The sequence below is a fragment of the Paraburkholderia sp. C35 genome (assembly GCF_003121405.1).
Lineage (GTDB): Bacteria > Pseudomonadota > Gammaproteobacteria > Burkholderiales > Burkholderiaceae > Paraburkholderia.
Window position 1 is genome coordinate 1 of record NZ_QBUY01000018.1, and the last position, 19490, is coordinate 19490.

Here is a 19490-nt window from a genome sequence, read left to right on the forward strand (position 1 = left end):
AAGAGACACCGCCTTTGCTTTTCAGTCCGGAGTGGTGCGTGTACGGCGCGACAGCCGACACACCGTTTGCCACCTGGAGAACGTGGGCAATTTGGTCGCGCGTGTTGCGACGCGGGCGCGTGAAGCGGGGGATGAGTGCTTTAGAACGTTGGCAACGAGCATGAGCGAGTACGTTGCCGCGTGAGGTGCAGGACCGGTCGGGGGCCCGCAGGCAATAACAAGGATTGGCGGTGTTAGCCCGCTTTCTTTTGCCTACTTTTCTTTGCGGCGGCAAAGAAAAGTAGGTGCCGCCCCGCACAGGGGCAACGCATGAAGAACCAGTACCAAAACGCGGATGCCAGCCCCGAGGCTAAACCGCGAAAGCCAGCGCGAATCACAAATCGACCCGCCAGCGGCCGAAGTCACCAAAGCCAGGTCAAAGCAAACAAAAACAAAGCCCCTTCTCGATCACCGTTTCAACTTGGCAAACGCCGCCGCCATCGCATTGACGGTTTCCGGCTCACGCGAAGACCGCTGCTGACCACGCGCAGCGCCACCCGAAGATCTCCCACCGCGATCCTGCGAGACACCACCCGCACTACCAGCACGCCCACCGCCGGACGACGCGCCTACTTCATCATCCATCCGCATCGTCAGTGAAATCCGCTGACGCTTGACGTCGACTTCCAGCACCTTCACCTTGACGATCTGCCCGGCCTTGACGACCTCATGCGGATCCTTGATGAACTTCGTCGACAACACGGAGACGAGCACCAGCCCATCCTGATGCACGCCAATATCGATAAACGCGCCGAACGCCGCCACATTGGTCACGACGCCTTCGAGCACCATCCCCGGCGACAGATCCGAAATCTTCTCGACGCCTTCACGGAAGGTAGCCGTCTTGAACTCAGGACGCGGTTCGCGGCCCGGCTTTTCAAGCTCGGTGAGAATATCGCGTACGGTCGGCAAACCAAATCGATCATCGACGAACTCGGCAGGCGAGAGCCGCGACAGCGACTCGCGATTACCCAATACTTCGCCAATATTCTTGCTGATCTTCGCCAGCATCCGCTCGACCACGGGATACGCTTCCGGGTGAACCGCCGAACGGTCCAGCGGATTCTCCCCGCCGTTGATCCGCAAAAAGCCCGCAGCCTGCTCGAACGTCTTGTCGCCCAGACGCGGCACCTTGCGCAGATGATCGCGCGTCGGGAACGGTCCATTCGCATCGCGATAATCGACGATGTTGCGCGCGAGCGTCGCGTTCAGGCCCGACACGCGCGCGAGCAGCGCAGCCGACGCCGTGTTCGCGTCCACGCCAACGGCATTCACGCAGTCTTCAACGACGGCGTCGAGCGAGCGCGCCAGTTCGCGCTGGTTCACGTCATGCTGGTACTGGCCGACACCGATCGCCTTCGGCTCGATCTTCACGAGTTCGGCGAGCGGGTCCTGCAGGCGTCGTGCAATCGACACCGCGCCGCGCAGCGACACGTCCATGTCGGGGAACTCCTTGGCCGCCAGTTCCGATGCCGAATACACCGATGCGCCCGCTTCCGACACGACGATCTTCTGCAATTTCAGTTCGGGGTGACGCGCCATCAGCTCGCTCGCGAGCTTGTCGGTTTCGCGCGACGCCGTGCCGTTGCCGATACTCACCAGTTCCGCCTGCGTCTGCGCGGCAATGCGCGCGAGCCTGGCGATCGAGCCGTCCCAGTCGCGGCGCGGTTCGTGCGGGTAAATCGTGTCCGTGGCGAGCACCTTACCGGTACGATCGACGACGGCCACCTTCACGCCCGTGCGCAGACCCGGATCGAGGCCGATCACGGCCTTCGGGCCAGCCGGCGCAGCCAGCAGCAGATCCTTCAGATTGCGTGCGAACACACGGATCGCTTCGCTCTCGGCTTCTTCGCGCAGATTGGTCAGCAGTTCGTTTTCGATATGCGGCTGCACCTTCACGCGCCAGCACCAGCGGCACACGTCGGAGAGCCATTTGTCGGCCGGGCGGCCCTGATTGGCGATGCCGAAGTGGCGCGCGATCATCGCTTCGCCCGGATGCGGCACCTGCGCGTCGAGTTCTTCGCCGAGACCGAGCTTGACCATCAGCACGCCGGCATTGCGGCCACGGAAGAGGGCGAGCGCGCGGTGCGACGGCACGGTGCGGATCGTTTCCGAGTAGTCGTAGTAGTCGCGGAATTTCTCGCCTTCTTCGCCTTCCTTGCCTTCGACGACCGTCGACGTCACCACGCCCTGGTTGAACAGGTAGTCGCGCAGCTTGCCGAGCACCTCGGCCGTTTCGCCGAACTGCTCGGAGAGAATGTCGCGCGCGCCGTCGAGCGCGGCCTTGACGTCGGCAACACCCTTTTCGGCGTCGACGTATTGCGCGGCTTCCGTCTGGGGATCGAGCAGCGGATTGGCGAGCAGCGCGTCGGCGAGCGGCTGCAGGCCGGCTTCGCGGGCGATCTGCGCACGCGTGCGGCGCTTCGGCTTGTACGGCAGATAGAGGTCTTCGAGCACCTGTTTGCTGTCGGCGCCTTCAATGGCCGTGCGCAGTTCGTCGGTGAGCTTGCCCTGCTCGTCGATGCTCGCGATGATCGCGGCGCGGCGGTCTTCGAGTTCGCGCAGATACAGCAGGCGTTCTTCGAGCGTACGCAGTTGCGTGTCGTCGAGATTGCCGGTGACTTCCTTCCGGTACCGGGCGATAAACGGAACAGTCGCTCCTTCATCGAGTAGTTCCACCGCAGCGGCGACCTGGCGCGGCTGGACGGTCAGTTCGGTGGCGATGCGCTGTACGATTTTGAGTGCTACGGTGTCCGTCATAGGGTCTTGATGTTCCTGCCGGATTCGACTGTGGCCGCGTTGCGCGGGCGCGCGGCAGCCGGGTTGCTGAAAAGGCGCTCAAGCTCGTGAAAGCTTGTTGAAGCGGGGCAGTTTGCCATAAATGCCCGAGCGCTCAAGCGCGGGATGATAGAATTTCGGGCATGTTCCGTTGCCCATCTACGACGTTGCCGACCTCACGCCTCACGTCCGGAAATCTGCCCGGATCTTCACGCCGGTTTCCGCTCGCATCGCCCGCTGGCAGGCGTCAGGAGGCCCGCACGGCGTCTTTCGCCTTCGGGGTCGCAGCCTCCATTCGACGCGTCGCGCTGGCCGCGTCGCTGGCGTTCGCCACATGTCTGGCGCTGGCGCCCGTGACGGCCGATGCGCAGCAAGACGCGGTGGCGGCAGCGGCGCCCGATATGGCTTCGGGCGTGCCCGCCGCGAACGATTTCGACGCACGTCAAAAGACGCTCGATTCCCGCACGGAAGCGAACAACTATCGTTATGCCGTCGCCCAGCACAACTGTTATAGCAAGTTTTTCGTCAATCATTGCCTGAACGTCGCACGTGAAGACATGCGCGTCGTCGCTGCCGATATCCGCAAGGAGCAACTCGCGCTCGACGACGAAAAACGCGCCGATCACGCGCGCCAGCGCGATGAGCAGGCAGCCATCAAGCGCGCGCAAAATGAAGCCGATGCGCCCGCACGCGCGGCGCAGGACGAGCGTAACGCGCAGGCGTTCGACGACAAGCAGCGTCAGCATCAGTTGAATCAGGCGCAGCGCGACGCGGAAGCGCCGCAGCGTACCGCCAACGAGCAGGCGTATCAGCAGAAGCAGCAACAGCACGCCATCGACCAGGCGCAGCGCGGCATCACGCCGTCGCAGGCGGCGGCGAACCAGAAGGCGTACGACGCGAAGCAGGCCGACTTCCAGCGCAAGCTCGACGAAGCCCACCAGCAGGCTGCGGAAAAAGCTCAGCAGCGCGTCGAGAAGCAGCAGCGCTACCAGCAGAAGCAGACGGACGCCGAACAGCACAAGGCCGATGTCACCGAGCGTCAGAAGCAGGCCGCCGACAAGGCGCGTCAGAAAGCGGAAGACGACGCCAAACAGCAACAGCAGCTGGAGCAGCAACAGAAACTGCAGCAGCAACAGCAGTAAGCTGTGCAGTGTGTGGCAGGACAGCAGCAACCGCAGGATCAGCAGCAGCCGTAACGCGTTTCAGGCCGGACAGCAACCTCGAGCGGAGCGACCGCGCAGCGCGGCCTTCGCCATTTCGAAAGAGGAGGCGAGCATGCGCGACCATCATCGCGGCATCAACTCGGACACACTGCGCGACCGCATTCTGCAACTGGAATCGGAGCACAGTGGGCTTGATCGGTTGATCGACCGAATGTCCGAGTATCCCGGCATCGACGACCTCGAGATCCAGCGCCTGAAAAAGCGCAAACTCAAGGTCAAGGACACCATCATCTTGCTGCAATTGCAGCTTGAACCGGAAGCACGCAGCTGACAGCGCGGCCAGGCAGGCGCCGGCCCCGTGCAGCAGGTGGCGCGCCGGACTTTGCAGGAATCGCTTGCCTTGAATTCATCGCTTCAATCTTCTTCCCGGGCGGCATCGGCCGATGCATCGGGTGCCGACGAACGCGCCGCGAAACCGGCCTCGGGTGGCGTCACGCTGGCCTCGTCGCTGAGCCACAAGCGCTCGTCCGAACTCGCCGAGATTTTCGCGTCCGACGGCCTGCTCGCGCGCCAGATCGACGGCTACCGGCCGCGTGCGTCGCAGATCGAGATGGCGCGCGCCGGGGCGGCCGCGATGGAAGCCTCGGGCCGCGCCATGCCCGAACCCGCGATGTTCGCGGCGCAGACGCGTCCCGCGCGGCGTTTGCAGCAGTCGCCTTCTTCAGCGGCGGACGCATCGGCGTCCGACGACACCGCGAGCGCGGAAGGCAGTCTCGAAGGCGGCGAAAACACGCTGATCGTCGAAGCCGGCACGGGCACGGGCAAGACCTATGCGTACCTCGTGCCCGCGATGCTGTGGGGCGGCAAGGTGATCGTCTCGACGGGCACCAAGCACTTGCAGGATCAGCTCTTTGCACGCGATATTCCGACCGTGCGCGATGCCCTCGCCGTGCCCGTGTCCGTTGCGATGCTGAAGGGCCGCGCGAACTATCTGTGTCACTACTATCTGCAACGCACCGCCGACAACGGCCGACTGCCTTCGCGGCAGGAAACGTCCTATTTGCAGGACATCATCCGTTTCGCGAAGATCACGCGCACGGGCGACAAGGCAGAACTCGCGAGCGTGCCGGAGACGGCTGCCGTCTGGTCGATGGTGACATCGACGCGCGATAACTGTCTCGGCCAGGAGTGTCCGCAGTACAAGGACTGCTTCGTAATGCAGGCGCGCCGCGAGGCGCAGCAGGCCGACATCGTGGTCGTCAATCACCATCTGTTCTTCGCCGACATCATGCTGCGCGATACGGGCATGGCCGAGTTGCTGCCGACGGCAAACACGGTGAATTTCGACGAAGCGCATCAGTTGCCCGAAACGGCCACGCTGTTCTTTGGCGAGACGCTGTCCACCACGCAGTTCCTCGAACTGGCGCGCGATGCGGTGGCCGAAGGCCTCGGCCATGCGCGCGATGCCGTGGACTGGGTGAAGCTCGGTGCCGCGCTCGAACGTTCCGCGCGCGATGTGCGGCTCGCGTTCAAGGAAGACTCGGTGCGTATGTCGATTGGACAGCTGCTTGATGATCATCCGTTGTTCCCCTCGCTCGAAGCCGTCGAGACGGAGCTCGATGCGCTTGCGAGTGCGCTGGCCAGTTCGTCGGAGCGGGCCGAGTCGCTGGCCGCGCTGCTGCGCCGCGCGCGCGAATTGCAGGAAGTGCTGAAGGGCTGGACCACGCCGCCGACGGAAGCTGAGCGCGATGCGGCGAGCGATGCTGCATCGGCGGAGAAGAGCGATCCGAACGAGAAGGTACGCTGGATCGAAGTGTTCTCGCATACCGTGCAGTTGCATGAGACGCCGCTGTCGGTTGCGCCTATTTTCGCGAAGCAGCGAGCGGGTGTGCCGCGTGCATGGGTGTTCACGTCGGCCACGCTGTCGGTGCGGGGCGACTTCACGCACTATGCCGCGCAGATGGGTCTGAACTCGCGCCGTTCGATGTCGCTGCCCAGTCCCTTCGACTACGGCACGCAAGGTCTGCTGTACGTGCCGCGCAATCTGCCGCAGCCGTCGTCGCCGACCTTCACCGATGCCGTGTTCGATGCCGCGTTGCCCGCGATCGAAGCGTCGGGCGGTGGCGTGTTTATGTTGTGCACGACGCTGCGTGCCGTCGACAAGATCGCGTCGAAGTTGCGCGATGTGATCGAGTCACGCGGCTGGAATATGCCCTTGCTCGTGCAGGGCGATGCAAGCCGTACGGAACTGCTCGATCGCTTCCGCTCGTATGGCAACGCGATTCTTGTCGGCAGCCAGAGCTTCTGGGAAGGCGTTGATGTGCGCGGCGATGCATTGTCGCTCGTCGTGATCGACAAGCTGCCGTTCGCACCGCCCGATGATCCCGTGCTGTCGGCGCGGCTCGACGCGCTGACCAAGAAGGGTTTGAGTCCGTTTGCCGTGCATCAGCTGCCGCAAGCCGTCATTACGCTCAAGCAGGGCGCAGGGCGCCTGATCCGCTCGGAGACCGATCGCGGCGTGCTGATGATCTGCGACACGCGTCTCGTCGACAAGCCCTATGGCCGCCGCATATGGCAGAGCCTGCCGCCGTTCAAGCGCACGCGTGAAATCGACGTGGTGCGCGAGTTCTTCGAAGAAAACGCACAAGCTTCACAGTCTTGAAAGAGGCGCTCGTTGCATCGAAACACACTATTGCCGATACAATGAGCAAATCATTGCGCCTGAAGCGAGGAATAAGCGAGGCGCCGATTATGCGAGAAATGCTTGATGTAGATTAATCCCGCGAAAAGCTGAAAAGCATCGATTACATGCGAGCCGAATAATCGCGATTAATTTCGATGCATAAAACAAAACGCCACGAGTTGAACTCGTGGCGTTTTGTTTTGCCCGGGAAGCCCTCGGACTTCCCGTTGCAAGTTCGCCCCGAAGGCGAACCCTCTGCTACAGCTTACTGGCTTGCGCCCGAAGCCGGAGCAGCTGCCGAAGCAGCAGCGTCCGAAGCAGCAGCGCCTGCGTCCGAAGCAGCAGCCGTAGCCGAAGCAGCAGCGTCGCTCGCAGCAGCAGCAGCGCCCGAAGCAGCAGCAGCCGAATCCGAAGCAGCAGCAGCCGGTGCCGAAGCGGCAGCAGCGTCGCTAGCCGGGGCAGCTGCCTGGTCGCTGCTCTTGTTGCATGCAGCCAGTGCCACAGCTGCCAACAGGGATGCTACGAGGAGGGATTTCTTCATGATCACGTCCTTTTATGGTTAAAGGTAAGCAACAGCGCAAAATAATACCGGTAATGTGCTCCAACACCGACCTGGGCCGCTGGTGGAGACCGCACTTCATGAGCGTGAATCTTCCCTACGGCTTGGGCGGAAATTATATGCACTTTCGTATCGACCGTCGACAAATCCGGGGCCAATACGTTGTCTTTCTCAGACAAATTTTCGCTATACGGTATGACAGCGGAGCGAATCTTATCTCAGTTCACCCATCTGTATCCAGCCCGCACGATACCACTCGTGTAGCAAGGCTGTCATCGACGAATGCTGTGAGAGTGTTACAAAGCGTTTCGCACTCAGATAGCGGTTGTCGGCGAGTTCAATCACCCAGCTTTTCACGCCTGCCAGCCTGCTTTCTTCTCCATTCAGGTAGAAAGAGCGGCTGTCGTAAAGCAGCACAGTTTTGCGATCGAGATGCACGCCATCCTTGCTTGCGCGCTTCACGAAACGCGTTTCATCGAGCGGCCGCTCCGGCGAATCGAACACCACGCTGGGCTTCGGTTCACTCAGATAGGTACCGAGGAACGACGAAACATCTTTGTCATTCCAGTTGATCTTAGCAAGGATCGCGCCCACCCGGTCGACCAGCGCAGCGGGCAGTTCAGCAGGCTTCGCGACAGCGGGTTGCTGCGGATCGCGGTACAGTGCGGCGTTCTCGGGCGAGCCGGCCGCTTCGCCGCGCTCCGCAAGGTAGTACAGGAACTGCGCGGCGAGCTCGGAGGTCGACGGAGCGCGAAAACCGATCGAGCACGTCATGCATTCGCCTTCTGCGACGCCGTCGTGCGCGATATGCGGAGGCAGGTAAAGCATGTCGCCGGGCTCCAGCACCCATTCCTCTTCTGGCTCGAAGTGTTGTAGAACTTTCAATGGCAAGCCAGGTTGCAACGACAGGTCGCGTTGCGCGCCGATGCGCCAGCGGCGCTTGCCATGCACCTGCAACAGGAAGACATCGTAAGAGTCGAAGTGCGGACCGACGCCGCCGCCATCCGTCGCGTACGAGATCATCAGATCGTCGAGACGCGCGTCGGGCACGAAACGAAAACGGTCAAGCAATGCACGCGCGCGGTCGTTATGCAGATCGGCGCCTTGCACAAGCAGCGTCCATGCACGCTGTTTGACGGACGGTAACTCGTCCACGGCGAACGGGCCGTGTTCGAGTTGCCACTTGTTGCGAAAGTGCGTGATGAGGCGCGACTCGACTTCGTCCTGATCGGCGAGTTCGAACAGTTCGTCGCGTGCGAGCGGCGCGGCAATATCGGGGATCGCCTGACGGATCAGCAGCGGCTTCTTCTGCCAGTAGCGCCGCATGAATTGCGATGGCGTCAGATTGCCCAGCAACGCGGTGGGCTGATCAGGCGCGGGTGCGCAAGATGCGGAAACGGGACGGGGAGCAGGACGCGCTGAACCTTTGCCAGCGGGGTAGTCAGGGGGCCGCACGGGCATCGTATAATGTGAGTTGTAATCTGGAGAATCGAATGAAAATCGCAAAGAACACCGTCGTATCGGTCGCTTACAAGTTGTCGGATGCGCAAGGCAATCTGATCGAGGAAAGCGAAGAGCCGATGGTTTATCTGCACGGCGGCTATGATGGCACGTTCCCCAAGATCGAGGAAGAGCTTGACGGCCATGAGCCCGGCTTCGAAACCCAGATCCAGCTCGAGCCGGTTGACGCGTTCGGCGAGTACGATCCGGAGCTCGTGAAGATCGAGCCGCGCAGCCGTTTCCCCGAGCCGCTCGAAGTCGGCATGCAGTTCGAAGGCACGCCGGAAGAGGGCGATGAAGACCTCGACTCGCTGATCTATACGGTGACGGACGTCGCTGAAGACAAGGTCGTGCTCGACGGCAATCATCCCCTTGCGGGCATGGCGCTGCGTTTCGCGTTGACGGTGAAGGACGTGCGCGAAGCGACGGACGACGAAATCCAGCACGAACATGCACACGGTGCGAGCGGTCTCGAAATCGTCGATGAAGACGAGGACGAAGATGATGGCGACGACGCTGAGCCGTCGCGTCCGACGCTGCACTGAACTGGCAGCGTTGACGCCCGGGCTGAGGCCCGGAGGCGGTGTGGGTCAAGAAACGGGCGCGTAAGCGCCCGTTGTCATATGTGGCCTTGTTCTGGCTTAGGCCGGCTTTAGATCCACCTCTGCGCTACATGCCGTTACTGGTTGCTATGGTTCATGCCGCCCGCGCCATTGATCGAGTCAGGCGCTGGCGTCGTGGGCGAGGGTTCGGGCAGAATCGGCGGCAACTCCGACGCGGGCGCGAAATCGGGCACGGCAGGCATCGAGGGCGGCGTCGGCGGCACGGCGTTGTCATTGTGCGAAGGCAGGTTCGGCGCGGCAGGCAGCGGCAGATTCCTCGGCACATCTCGCACAGTCACGCGAAATGGCGGGCGCTTGTCCAGATCGACATCGATTTGTACCCACTGGTTCTGAGGGCTGCGCGGCGCGAATGCGATGCGCGTCAGATTGGTCACCAAATCGCCTTTGTCGTTGCGTAACGGCTGGTCGATCATGAAGCCCGTATGCGATCGATCGTCATCCTGATGAATCACGACGACAGGTCCATGGAACGTCTCGGCGAGTTTCACCAGACTGCGTTTGAACTCCATGAATCCGTCGCGTTTCTCGTGATGTCCAAAGCGTAACCACGCGAAGCGCTCGGGGCGTTCATAGCGTTCGGGATCGAAGTCGCCTTGCACCAGCACGACGATCGCGCGTGCGCCGCGGCGTTTCGCGTACTCGGCAGCGTGATCGAGCCAGAACGCATTGGCGATCACGCGGTCTTCGAATTCGCCGTTGCGTCCACCTGCATACAGATAGTGATTGTTCGGACCCGGCACGTTCATACCGACGAACACGGTGTCGCCGACCAGCCAGCGCACATTCTCGCGATAAGGCCGGAAGCGCGACACTTCGCTCTCACGCGCAAGCGGCAGCGGATTCTGTCCCATCGACGACGCATCGGCGAACAGCGTCTGCCGCAACTGATCGAGCCGCTCGACGGGATCGTAACTGCCGGCCTCGGCCGTGCCGCAATCCGCCCAGTCGTGCTGGCCAGGAATAAAAACAAGTGCGGGCTTCGCGGTTTCGAGCACCGTATGGCGAGTCTCGAACAGCGAATCGCGACAGGCTTCCTTGCCGCTCTTCAGATTGCCGTCGTAGACGATGAACGAGACCTCCGGGTCGCGTCCGATTGCATCGAGGAGCCGCTGGGTGAGCGCTTCGTCGGCGGGGCTTTGCAGTGTGCTGCCGATGACCGCAAACGCGTAGTGTTGCGCAGCGTCTTTGGCGAACGTATCGCCGCTTTGCACGGCTAGCAGTGTCGCAGCCGTTTGTGCCAAAGCCAGAGCGAACGCACGCACCGCGCCGCGTGTGCGGCGAGTGCGTGGCGGCGCATGATCAATGTGCGCGTCAGTGTGGCGCATCTGGCGACTTGGCCAGTTCATGCAGTTCGTACAGCAGGTCGAGCGCGTCGCGCGGGCGCAGATCGTTCGGATCGATCTCGCGCAGACGCTCGACGAGTGCCTGCATGGCGGGGTCGAGAGCCGGTGCCGGTGGTTCGTCGTCGGCGTCTTCGAGCATCAAGACAGGCGCGGCGAACAGATCGAGTTGCGGCGCGGGCTGCGCAGCCGACTGCTGCTCCAGATAGGCAAGATGCTTGCGTGCGGCGCGGATCACCGCGTTCGGCACGCCCGCCAGTTGCGCGACCTGCAGACCGTAACTCTGGTTTGCCGGACCTTCGTTGACGGCGTGCAGGAACACTATGCCATGCCCATGCTCGACGGCGGACAGGTGCACGTTCGCCGCATGCGGGAACTCGGCGGGCAATTGCGTGAGTTCGAAGTAGTGCGTGGCGAACAGCGTATGGCAACCGTTGTGCGCAAGCAGATGCCGCGCGATGGCCCACGCGAGCGCAAGACCATCGAAGGTCGACGTACCGCGCCCGATCTCATCCATCAGCACGAGGCTTTGCGGCGTGGCGTCGTTCAGGATCGCGGCGGCTTCCGTCATTTCGACCATGAAGGTCGAGCGGCCGCCCGCGAGATCGTCTGCGGCGCCGATGCGTGTGAAGATGCGATCGATCGGACCAAACGACGCACGGCGTGCCGGTACATAGCTGCCCACGTACGCCATCAGCGCAATCAGCGCCGTCTGACGCATGAAGGTCGATTTACCGCCCATGTTCGGGCCGGTGATCAGCAGCAGTTTGCGGTCGGGGTTGAGCACGCAGTCGTTGGCGATGAACTGCTCGACCTGCGCTTCGACGACAGGGTGCCGACCCTGTTCGATATCGATGCCACCCGCGGGCGTGAAGCTCGGCGCGACCCAGTCGAGTGCGCGCGCACGCTCGGCGAACGCGGCCAGCAGATCGAGTTCGGCGAGCGCCGATGCGACCCGCTGGCAATCGGCGATGAACGGCAGCAGCGCTTGCAGCAGCGCGTCGTACAGCGATTTTTCACGGGCGAGCGCGCGTTCCTGCGCGGACAGCGCCTTGTCTTCGAACGTCTTCAGTTCGGGCGTGATGTAGCGCTCGGCATTCTTCAGCGTCTGGCGCCGGCGATAGTCATCGGGTACTTTGTCCGTCTGGCCGCGTGTGACTTCGATATAGAAGCCATGTACTTTGTTGTACTCGACACGCAGATTGTTGATGCCCGTGCGTGCGCGCTCGCGTGTTTCGAGATCGATCAGGAACTGTCCGCAGTTCTCCGAAATATCTCGCAGTTCGTCGAGTTCCGCGTCATAGCCTCGTGCGATCACGCCGCCGTCCCGCACCATCGCAGCGGGTTCTTGCGCGACCGCGAGTTTCAGCAGATCGACGCATTCGGCGGGCGGCACCAAAGCTGTGTCGATGCGGGCAAGTGAATCGGCAGCGGCCGTCACGGCCGACAGTTGCGCGCGCAGCTCCGGCAAGGCTATGAACGTGTCACGCAGACTCGACAGATCGCGTGGACGCGCCGACAGCAACGCGAGCCGCCCGGTGATCCGCTCGATATCCGAAATCTGGCGCAGTGCGCCGCGCAGCGTATCGACGCTCGCCTGAGGCGGCGCCTCGAGCAGCGCACCGATGGCCTGCTGACGGGCCTGGGCAAACGACGCATCGCGCGGTGGATGATGCAGCCAGTGACGCAGCAGACGGCTGCCCATGGTCGTGCAGCAGGTGTCGAGCAGCGAGCACAGCGTGGGCGAATCCGTGCCGCGCAGCGTCTCCGTCAGTTCGAGATTGCGTCGCGTGGACGGATCGAGGCCGATATATTCCGATTCATATTCGACTTTCAGGCTGCGCACGTGACGCAGTTGCTGACCTTGCGTCGCCGCTGCATAAAGCAGCAGGGCGCCCGCCGCGCCGCATGCGCTGGAAAGCGAATGCGCGCCGAAGCCGTCGAGTCCGGCCACTTCCAGTTGATCGCACAGCCGCTGGGTACCCGAGGCGACGTCGAAATGCCAGGCCGGCACGCGCGTGGTCGCGCCGAAGCCGGTGGGCACCGTCCATGCGTTCGCGTCGTTTGTGGAGGGCGCATCGGCAACCAGAATTTCAGCGGGCCGGATGCGCTCGAGTGCAGCCGCGACCTGATCGGGCGCGACTTCCGCGAGGCGCAGCGCGCCGCTCGCCAGATTGAGCCACGCGAGGCCGATGTTCGTCACGACACCGCGCCGGTTGTGCCCGGCGCATACGGCGAGCAGATAGTTGTCGTTCTTGTCGTTGAGCAGTGCGGCGTCCGTCAGCGTGCCGGGCGTCACCACCCGCACGACCTTGCGTTCGACGGGGCCTTTCGAGGTAGCGGGGTCGCCAATCTGCTCGCAGATCGCGACCGACTCGCCGAGCTTCACGAGCTTCGCCAGATACTGTTCGACGGCGTGATGCGGCACGCCCGCCATCTTGATCGGATTACCGCCCGATGCGCCGCGCTGCGTGAGCGTCAGATCGAGCAGGCGCGAGGCTTTTTCTGCGTCTTCGAAGAACAGCTCATAGAAATCGCCCATCCGGTAGAACACGAGCGTGCCCGGATGCTCCCCTTTAATGCGCAAATACTGCTGCATCATGGGAGTATGTTGCGCGTTGTCGCTTGCCGCTGCCGTTTGAGTGCCCATCCTCGTGTCTTTTTTGCGTGACTGTCAGGGCGAGAGTTTAACCCGCCGACGCGTCGAGCGAACCTGGCCTGATGGCCAGGTTGTCATCGCAAAATTTATGAAGGTAATCTGTGCATATGCCTACTCTTCGATCAACGCATGCATGTCGACCTTGTGCGCATTCGCGGCGCTGCGCCGCTGCGCGAGCCACATCATTCCCGTAATGAACACGCCGAACACGGTGATGATCCACTGCACGGGCATCTTCGCCGTCAGCAGGATCGCATAGGCGCCGAGCATCAGCAGCACGGCGAGGTTCTGGTTGAAGTTCTGCACGGCAATCGAATGACCCGCCGTGAGCAGCGTGGCGCCGCGATGCTGGAGAATCGCGTTCATCGGCACGATGAAGAAGCCCGACAGCGCGCCGAGCAGCACCATCAGCGGATACGCGAAGATGATGTAGGCGGGCGCAAACAGTTCGCCCACACGCAGGCCCGCGCCGGGCGGAAAGAGGTTTTTGTTGTAGAAGGCCATGGCAACGGCCACGGCGCCCGTGATAAGCCCGACCGGCAGCACCTTGAGCGACGCGCGCAGCGGAATATACGCGGCCGCCGCCGCCGCACCGATCGCGATGCCAAGGCCGGCCACGCCCTGCATCACGGCCGCCTTCGACAGCGCCAGCCCGAGATTTGCATCGGCCCATTTGAGCACCAGCAGTTGCAGCGTCACGGCGCCGCCCCACATCAGCGTCGTGACCCACAGCGCGATCTGCGCAAGGCGGTCGGCCCACAGCACGTTGAAGCAGCGCACGAACTCGCCGACCAGTTCGCCGGGCTCCGTCAGCCGGTTCGGATAACGGGCACCCGTATCCGGAATGCCGACGTTGAGCGCCGCCGCGATCGCGTAGGTGATCATCACGGCGAGCATCGCGAGATCGGCGGCGGAGTGGATCAGCGGCCAGTGCGCGTGCTGCACGAAATGCGTCGCGTACGTGCTGATCAGCGCGCCGCCGAGCATCGTGCCGACGATGGTCGACAGCACGGTTGCCGATTCGAGCCACGCGTTCGCGGCCACGAGCCGTTCGGCCGGCAGCAGCTCGGTCAGAATGCCGTATTTCGCGGGCGAATAGGCTGCCGCGCCGAAGCCGACCACGCCGTAGGCGATCATCGGATGCACGCCGCCGATCATCAGCAGGCAGCCGCACGCCTTGAGCGCGTTCGAGACGAACATCACGTGGCGCTTTTGCAGCGCATCGGCGAATGCACCGACGAACGGCGCGAGCAGCACGTAGGAAATAGTGAAGAAGATCTGCAGCAGCGGTGTGATCCACGCGGCCGAGCGGATTTCGGTGAGCAGCGCGATGGCCGCGATCAGCAGCGCGTTATCGGCGAGCGAGGACACGAACTGCGCCGCGATGATCGTGTAGAAACCTTTCTTCATGGTCCCGATTGGAACACAGCGCCCGGCATCTTGCCTTCGAACTGCGCCGTCATTTCATTTTGCGCACTGCATCGCAAGCTGCAGTTTCAAAAGAAAAAAGCGGCCGAAGCCGCTTTCAACTGCGGGCAGCTTCTTAAGCTGCCTGTTCCTTCGTCCTGGTGTGGCGCGAGAGGATCGGGATCATCTGCGCATAAATCTTCGGGTTGCCCGCGACGATCTCATGCATATGCAGGAAGTCCGAATCGCCCGTGTAGTTGCCGACGAGACCGCCCGATTCCGTGACGAGCAGGCTGCCCGCTGCCATGTCCCACGCGCTGATGCCTTGCTCGAAGAAGCCGTCCAGACGGCCCGCTGCGACGTTCGCCAGATCCCGCGCAGCCGCGCGGGGGCGGCGAAGGCCTGCGCACGCCTTGGTCATGTCGGCGAACAGGTCCATGTAGCCGTCGAGCGTATCTTTTTCGCGGAACGGGAAGCCCGTGCCGATCAGGCTGTCAGCCAGACGGTCGCGGCGGCCGACGCGGATGCGGCGGTCATTCAGGTACGCGCCGCGGCCGCGCGAAGCCGTGAACAGATCGTTGCGCGTCGGGTCATAGACGACCGCCTGCGTGACGATGCCCTTGTGTGCGAGCGCGATCGACACACAGTAGTACTGGAAGCCGTGGATGAAGTTGGTGGTGCCGTCGAGGGGATCGATGATCCACTGGTATTCGGACTCGTTGCCCGATTCGCCGGACTCTTCGGCGAGGATCGCGTGATCGGGATAGGCGGTGGTCAGCGTTTCGATGATGGCCGCTTCCGATGCCTTGTCGACTTCCGTGACGAAATCGTTGTGCTGCTTCTTGCTGACCTGCACGAGGTCGAGATCGAGCGACGCGCGGTTGATGATCTGCCCGGCGCGGCGAGCGGCCTTGACAGCGATATTGAGCATGGGATGCATGAGTCTCGATCCTTGTGCCGGACGCGCACGGCGGCTGCCCGGTGTTGAGCTGAAAATAAGCTGTTAATCATGCGAAACGGCGGCGGGCAAAGACCCGGTGCACGTTCCGTCGACGGAAGACGAATTGAAGAAGAGCGGTGCGCACGGCAGTTCTGACCCGGCGCGAATATCGGGATTTTACCTGAGTCTCGCCGGTTCGAGGCAGTTCGCGCGGATCAGCGCCTGTGCAAACGGCTTATGCCGTCCGGCAGATGGAAAGAGGGGGCGGGTTGGCGCTACCATTGATGTTTCCCGCAATTTAAGTGCATAGCGTGGGTCAGACGCCTTCTTCATCTTCTTCCAGTAGCGCTTCGGACAGCGCCAGCATCGCCGGCGGCTTCACGTCGACGCGTTTCGTGCTCGTCGAGCCGAGTCATCCCGGCAACGTCGGCGCAGCGGCGCGCGCGTTGAAAACCATGGGCTTTTCGCGCCTCGTGCTAGTGTCGCCGCGCGTGGCGGATGTCAAGAACGACCCCGAGGCGATCGCCATGGCGAGCGGTGCGGACGATGTGCTCGCGTCCGCGCATATCGTGCCGACGCTCGCCGACGCGCTGTCGGGCGTGCAGTGGTCCGTAGCGCTGACGGCGCGCTCCCGCGAGTACGGCCCGCCGCAACTCCCGCCGCGCGCCGCCGCCACGCAAGCCCGCGAGCATGCCGCTCATAGCGATATCGCGCTGGTTTTCGGCAACGAGCGCACGGGGCTGTCGAATGAGGATGTCGAGCGCTGCAGCGCGCTCGCGCATATTCCTGCCAATCCGGCGTATAGCTCGCTGAATCTGTCGCAAGCCATTCAGGTGCTGGCCTACGAACTGCGCATGGCGTATCTGGTCGACGTCGATGCGCCACAGGGCGCGGGCAGCGCGGGCGTGCTCGCCGCAAGCGACGAGATCGAACGCATGTATGTGCACCTGGAAAACGCGCTGATCGCACTGGATTTTCTCGATCCCGGCAACCCGAAGAAACTGATGTCGCGCTTGCGGCGACTGTTCGCGCGTTCGGGGCTCGAGCGCGAGGAGGTCAATATTGTGCGCGGCATCGCAAAACACATTCTGCTGAAAGCGAAAGGGCGCGACGCCGACGGGCAATGAGGGACGTTTGCCCTTGCGCTGTCACGGTTAACCGGCCGGAAACAGCGAGGCACAGGGCAAACCTTGTCGCCCGAGTGGGCTTCCGGCAGGTTTCGCGCAATCGCCCTACAATGGCCCGAAACGTCATAAGCAAAGCTTGCCGGCTGCAATAGGCGCAACGCGATCCGATCACGGGCACGCGCGCATGCGCACCGGCAGCCCGCTTTCCGCGCGATGCGCGGCGGCGGTCCATCCCTACGAATGCCTCACTGCCATGTTCACGAGACTCCGCGAAGACATTGCCACGATCCGCGAGCGCGATCCCGCCGCTCGCAGCGCATGGGAAGTCCTCACGTGTTATCCGGGCCTGCACGCGCTGATGTTCCATCGGTTCGCGCATGCCTGCTGGCGCGCGAATCGCCGCTGGCTCGCGCGTTTCGCGTCGCAGTTTGGCCGCTTCATGACGGGTATCGAGATTCACCCCGGCGCGACCATTGGGCGGCGCGTGTTCATCGATCACGGCATGGGCGTCGTGATCGGCGAGACGGCTGAAATCGGTGATGACTGCACCATCTATCAGGGCGTCACGCTCGGCGGGACGTCGCTCACGCGTGGCGCAAAACGCCATCCGACGCTGGAGCGCGGTGTGATCGTCGGTGCTGGCGCGAAGGTGCTGGGTGGCTTCACGATCGGCGCGGACGCGAAGATCGGCTCGAATGCCGTCGTCGTGAAGCCGGTGCCGGCGGGTGGCACGGCAGTCGGCAATCCGGCGCGCGTCATCATGCCGGCAAAGACGGCAGCAGCGCCAGCGTCGGCAACCGCCGATAGCGCCGCACCGCGCCCAGGTTTCTGCGCCTACGGCATCACGCCTAACGCAGACGATCCCGTTTCGCTCGCCATCCATGGCCTGATCAATCACGCGGCGACGCAATCGCAGCGTATCGATGAAGTCGTCGCGGCGCTCGAGCGACTCGGCACGAGCCTCGAGGCGCTGCATGGCGCCGATGCGGCGTTGCTGGATCTGCGCCGTCTGTCGGCGGCGCTGGAGGGGAAGGTCGAGGTGGAGGCTCGCTAGGCGGCGCCGGGAAGCGCATCGTGCGTCACGGCAACGTACCGTGGCGTACGAATATACGAATGGCCAGCAACGTCGATGCCGCGCCCAGCGGCAACGGCCTGCCGCGTTATTTATCCAGCCGCAGCGCCTTGATCCCTTCGGAATCGATGCGCACATAACCGCCGCGGCGCTCGCCGTGGTCGAGATCCCAATCGGGCAGCACCCAGCGCATCCCGCCTTTCTCGTGATGCAGCGCGGGTCTATGGGTGTGGCCGTGAATGATGGTGGCCGTCTTGGTCTTCCTGAATAGCGCAGCGATGCCTTCGGATGTCACGTCATAACGCGGTGTCACCGGGCGCATGCGTCCCGCTTCGCTCGAGCTGCGCATCTTTTCCGCCAGCGCCTTGCGCCAGCGATACGGCCACACCAGAAACAGCCACTGTGCAAACCGGTTGCGCGCGAAGCCGCGAAAATGCTGATATTTGCGATCGAGCGTGCATTGCGCGTCGCCATGCGTGAGCGCGATCTTGGTGCCGAACGCGGTAATCACGAACGGATCGGGCAGCCAGATCGCGCCCGCCGCCTTCATGAAACGCTTGCCCAGCAGGAAGTCGCGATTGCCGTGCATGATGTAGAGCGCGATGCCGCGCTCCGACAGCGTGTGCATCAGCGTGGCCATGCGGGCGGGGAAGGGCTCGGCGAGCATGTCGTCGCCGATCCAGTACTCGAACAGATCGCCGAGTATGAAAACGGAATCCGCGTGCTCGGCCGTCACGCGGATGAAATGCTCGAACGCGGCGACCGTTTGTGGAATCGCCTCGCTCAGATGCAGATCAGCGATGAAAAAAAACGGGCGCGCCGCGTGTGGGCGTTTGCCCTCGCCAGGCACGCCCGCAGCGACGCTTCGCAGCGGCGTTTCTTGCAGCATTGAAGTGTGCTTCTCTCAGTTGCTCAGCGCTTCTTGAAGAATAGGCCGTTCGTACAAAACGTGCTTTTACTCGACAACCACGGCCTTTTCGATGATCACGTCATCGGCGGGGACGTCCTGGAGGAAGCCCTTCGAACCCGTCTTCACCTTGCGGATCGCGTCGACCACTTCGAGGCCTTCGACGACCTTGCCGAACACGGCATAGCCCCAGCCTTGCGGCGTCGGCGACGAATGATTCAGGAAGTCGTTGTCGTTCACGTTGATGAAGAACTGAGCCGTGGCCGAGTGCGGATCGTTCGTGCGCGCCATCGCGATCGAACCCTTCACGTTCTTCAGACCGTTGTTCGCTTCGTTAGCGATCGGCGTATTCGTGGGCTTTTGCGTCATGCCCGGCTCGAAACCGCCGCCCTGGATCATGAAGCCGTCGATCACGCGGTGGAACACCGTGTTGTCGTAGTGACCGGCCTTCACGTAGGCGAGGAAATTCTCGACCGACTTCGGCGCCTTCTCGGCATCCAGTTCGAGCTTGATGACGCCGTGGTTCGTGTGCAGTTCAACCATGATGATTTCCTTTGAGTCTGGGTGAGTGGAAAGCGCGGTGCATCGCCGTTCATGCGGCCGATGGCCCGCGCCCGTGGCATGGTTAGTTCTGGTGCAGCGCGCGTGCCGGGCATGACATGGCGTCATGTTGCCGGCGGCGCGCGTCACCGT

16 protein-coding genes are annotated in these 19490 nt (G+C 62.9%); 7 read left to right on the forward strand and 9 right to left on the reverse strand.

Going from position 1 to position 19490, the window contains the following annotated elements; all coding sequences use genetic code 11:
* Positions 1-184, forward strand: a 184-nt coding sequence (locus tag DK391_RS44870; protein WP_204117361.1) for a hypothetical protein, incomplete at its 5' end; no start/stop codon positions are given.
* Between the two features lie 263 nt (positions 185-447).
* On the opposite strand, the gene DK391_RS13975 is transcribed toward DK391_RS44870, so the two are convergent.
* Entirely contained in the window at positions 448-2799 is a 2352-nt protein-coding gene (locus DK391_RS13975; protein WP_109478567.1) for a Tex family protein, read from the reverse strand.
* Between the two features lie 161 nt (positions 2800-2960).
* Here DK391_RS13975 and DK391_RS13980 point away from each other — a divergent pair, with 161 nt between their 5' ends.
* The 3 genes from DK391_RS13980 (at position 2961) to DK391_RS13990 (ending at position 6642) form a co-directional block, all read left to right on the forward strand.
* Entirely contained in the window at positions 2961-3959 is a 999-nt protein-coding gene (locus DK391_RS13980) for a colicin transporter (RefSeq protein ID WP_239482817.1), read from the forward strand.
* Positions 3960-4092: 133 nt separating this feature from the next.
* Entirely contained in the window at positions 4093-4311 is a 219-nt protein-coding gene (locus tag DK391_RS13985; RefSeq protein WP_109478568.1) for a DUF465 domain-containing protein, read from the forward strand.
* Positions 4312-4380: 69 nt separating this feature from the next.
* Positions 4381-6642 carry an ATP-dependent DNA helicase gene (locus tag DK391_RS13990; RefSeq protein WP_109478651.1) on the forward strand — a complete coding sequence of 754 codons (2262 nt, stop codon included), beginning with the start codon at positions 4381-4383 and terminating at the stop codon, positions 6640-6642.
* A gap of 286 nt (positions 6643-6928) precedes the next feature.
* Here the strand turns inward: DK391_RS13990 and DK391_RS13995 are convergent, their stop codons facing one another.
* On the reverse strand, positions 6929-7204 hold the full coding sequence (locus DK391_RS13995; RefSeq protein WP_081767573.1) for a hypothetical protein: 276 nt from the start codon (positions 7202-7204) through the stop codon (positions 6929-6931).
* Positions 7205-7435: 231 nt separating this feature from the next.
* Complete coding sequence (locus DK391_RS14005) at positions 7436-8683, reverse strand: cupin domain-containing protein (protein ID WP_109478569.1); 1248 nt, start codon at positions 8681-8683, stop codon at positions 7436-7438.
* A gap of 32 nt (positions 8684-8715) precedes the next feature.
* Between DK391_RS14005 and DK391_RS14010 the strand changes: the two genes are divergently transcribed.
* Complete coding sequence (locus DK391_RS14010; protein WP_109478570.1) at positions 8716-9267, forward strand: peptidylprolyl isomerase; 552 nt, start codon at positions 8716-8718, stop codon at positions 9265-9267.
* 134 nt (positions 9268-9401) lie between these two features.
* Here DK391_RS14010 and DK391_RS14015 read toward each other — a convergent pair whose 3' ends face one another.
* The 4 genes from DK391_RS14015 to DK391_RS14030 form a co-directional block, all read right to left on the reverse strand.
* Entirely contained in the window at positions 9402-10670 is a 1269-nt protein-coding gene (locus DK391_RS14015; RefSeq protein WP_109478571.1) for a hypothetical protein, read from the reverse strand.
* The gene (gene mutS / locus DK391_RS14020; protein ID WP_109478572.1) at positions 10657-13335 is read right to left on the reverse strand and encodes a DNA mismatch repair protein MutS; all 2679 of its coding nucleotides are present in this window, start codon (positions 13333-13335) and stop codon (positions 10657-10659) included. The genes DK391_RS14015 and mutS overlap by 14 nt, the downstream gene beginning before the upstream one ends.
* A gap of 120 nt (positions 13336-13455) precedes the next feature.
* Positions 13456-14754 carry a lysophospholipid transporter LplT gene (gene lplT / locus DK391_RS14025; RefSeq protein WP_109478573.1) on the reverse strand — a complete coding sequence of 433 codons (1299 nt, stop codon included), beginning with the start codon at positions 14752-14754 and terminating at the stop codon, positions 13456-13458.
* Positions 14755-14887: 133 nt separating this feature from the next.
* Positions 14888-15691, reverse strand: coding sequence for an inositol monophosphatase family protein (locus tag DK391_RS14030; protein WP_109478574.1), 804 nt, complete (start codon positions 15689-15691; stop codon positions 14888-14890).
* Between the two features lie 311 nt (positions 15692-16002).
* On the opposite strand from DK391_RS14030, the gene DK391_RS14035 reads away from it, so the two are divergent.
* Together DK391_RS14035 and cysE are read left to right on the forward strand one after the other, a co-directional pair.
* Positions 16003-16818: an RNA methyltransferase gene (locus tag DK391_RS14035; protein ID WP_109478575.1), complete on the forward strand. Its 816-nt coding sequence runs from the start codon at positions 16003-16005 to the stop codon at positions 16816-16818.
* 253 nt (positions 16819-17071) lie between these two features.
* The gene (gene cysE / locus DK391_RS14040; protein WP_109478652.1) at positions 17072-17872 is read left to right on the forward strand and encodes a serine O-acetyltransferase; all 801 of its coding nucleotides are present in this window, start codon (positions 17072-17074) and stop codon (positions 17870-17872) included.
* Positions 17873-17978: 106 nt separating this feature from the next.
* On the opposite strand, the gene DK391_RS14045 is transcribed toward cysE, so the two are convergent.
* A complete protein-coding gene (locus DK391_RS14045; protein ID WP_109478576.1) occupies positions 17979-18779 on the reverse strand; it encodes a UDP-2,3-diacylglucosamine diphosphatase in 801 nt (266 codons plus the stop codon).
* 66 nt (positions 18780-18845) lie between these two features.
* Positions 18846-19340 carry a peptidylprolyl isomerase gene (locus DK391_RS14050; RefSeq protein WP_109478577.1) on the reverse strand — a complete coding sequence of 165 codons (495 nt, stop codon included), beginning with the start codon at positions 19338-19340 and terminating at the stop codon, positions 18846-18848.
* Positions 19341-19490: the final 150 nt, after the last annotated feature.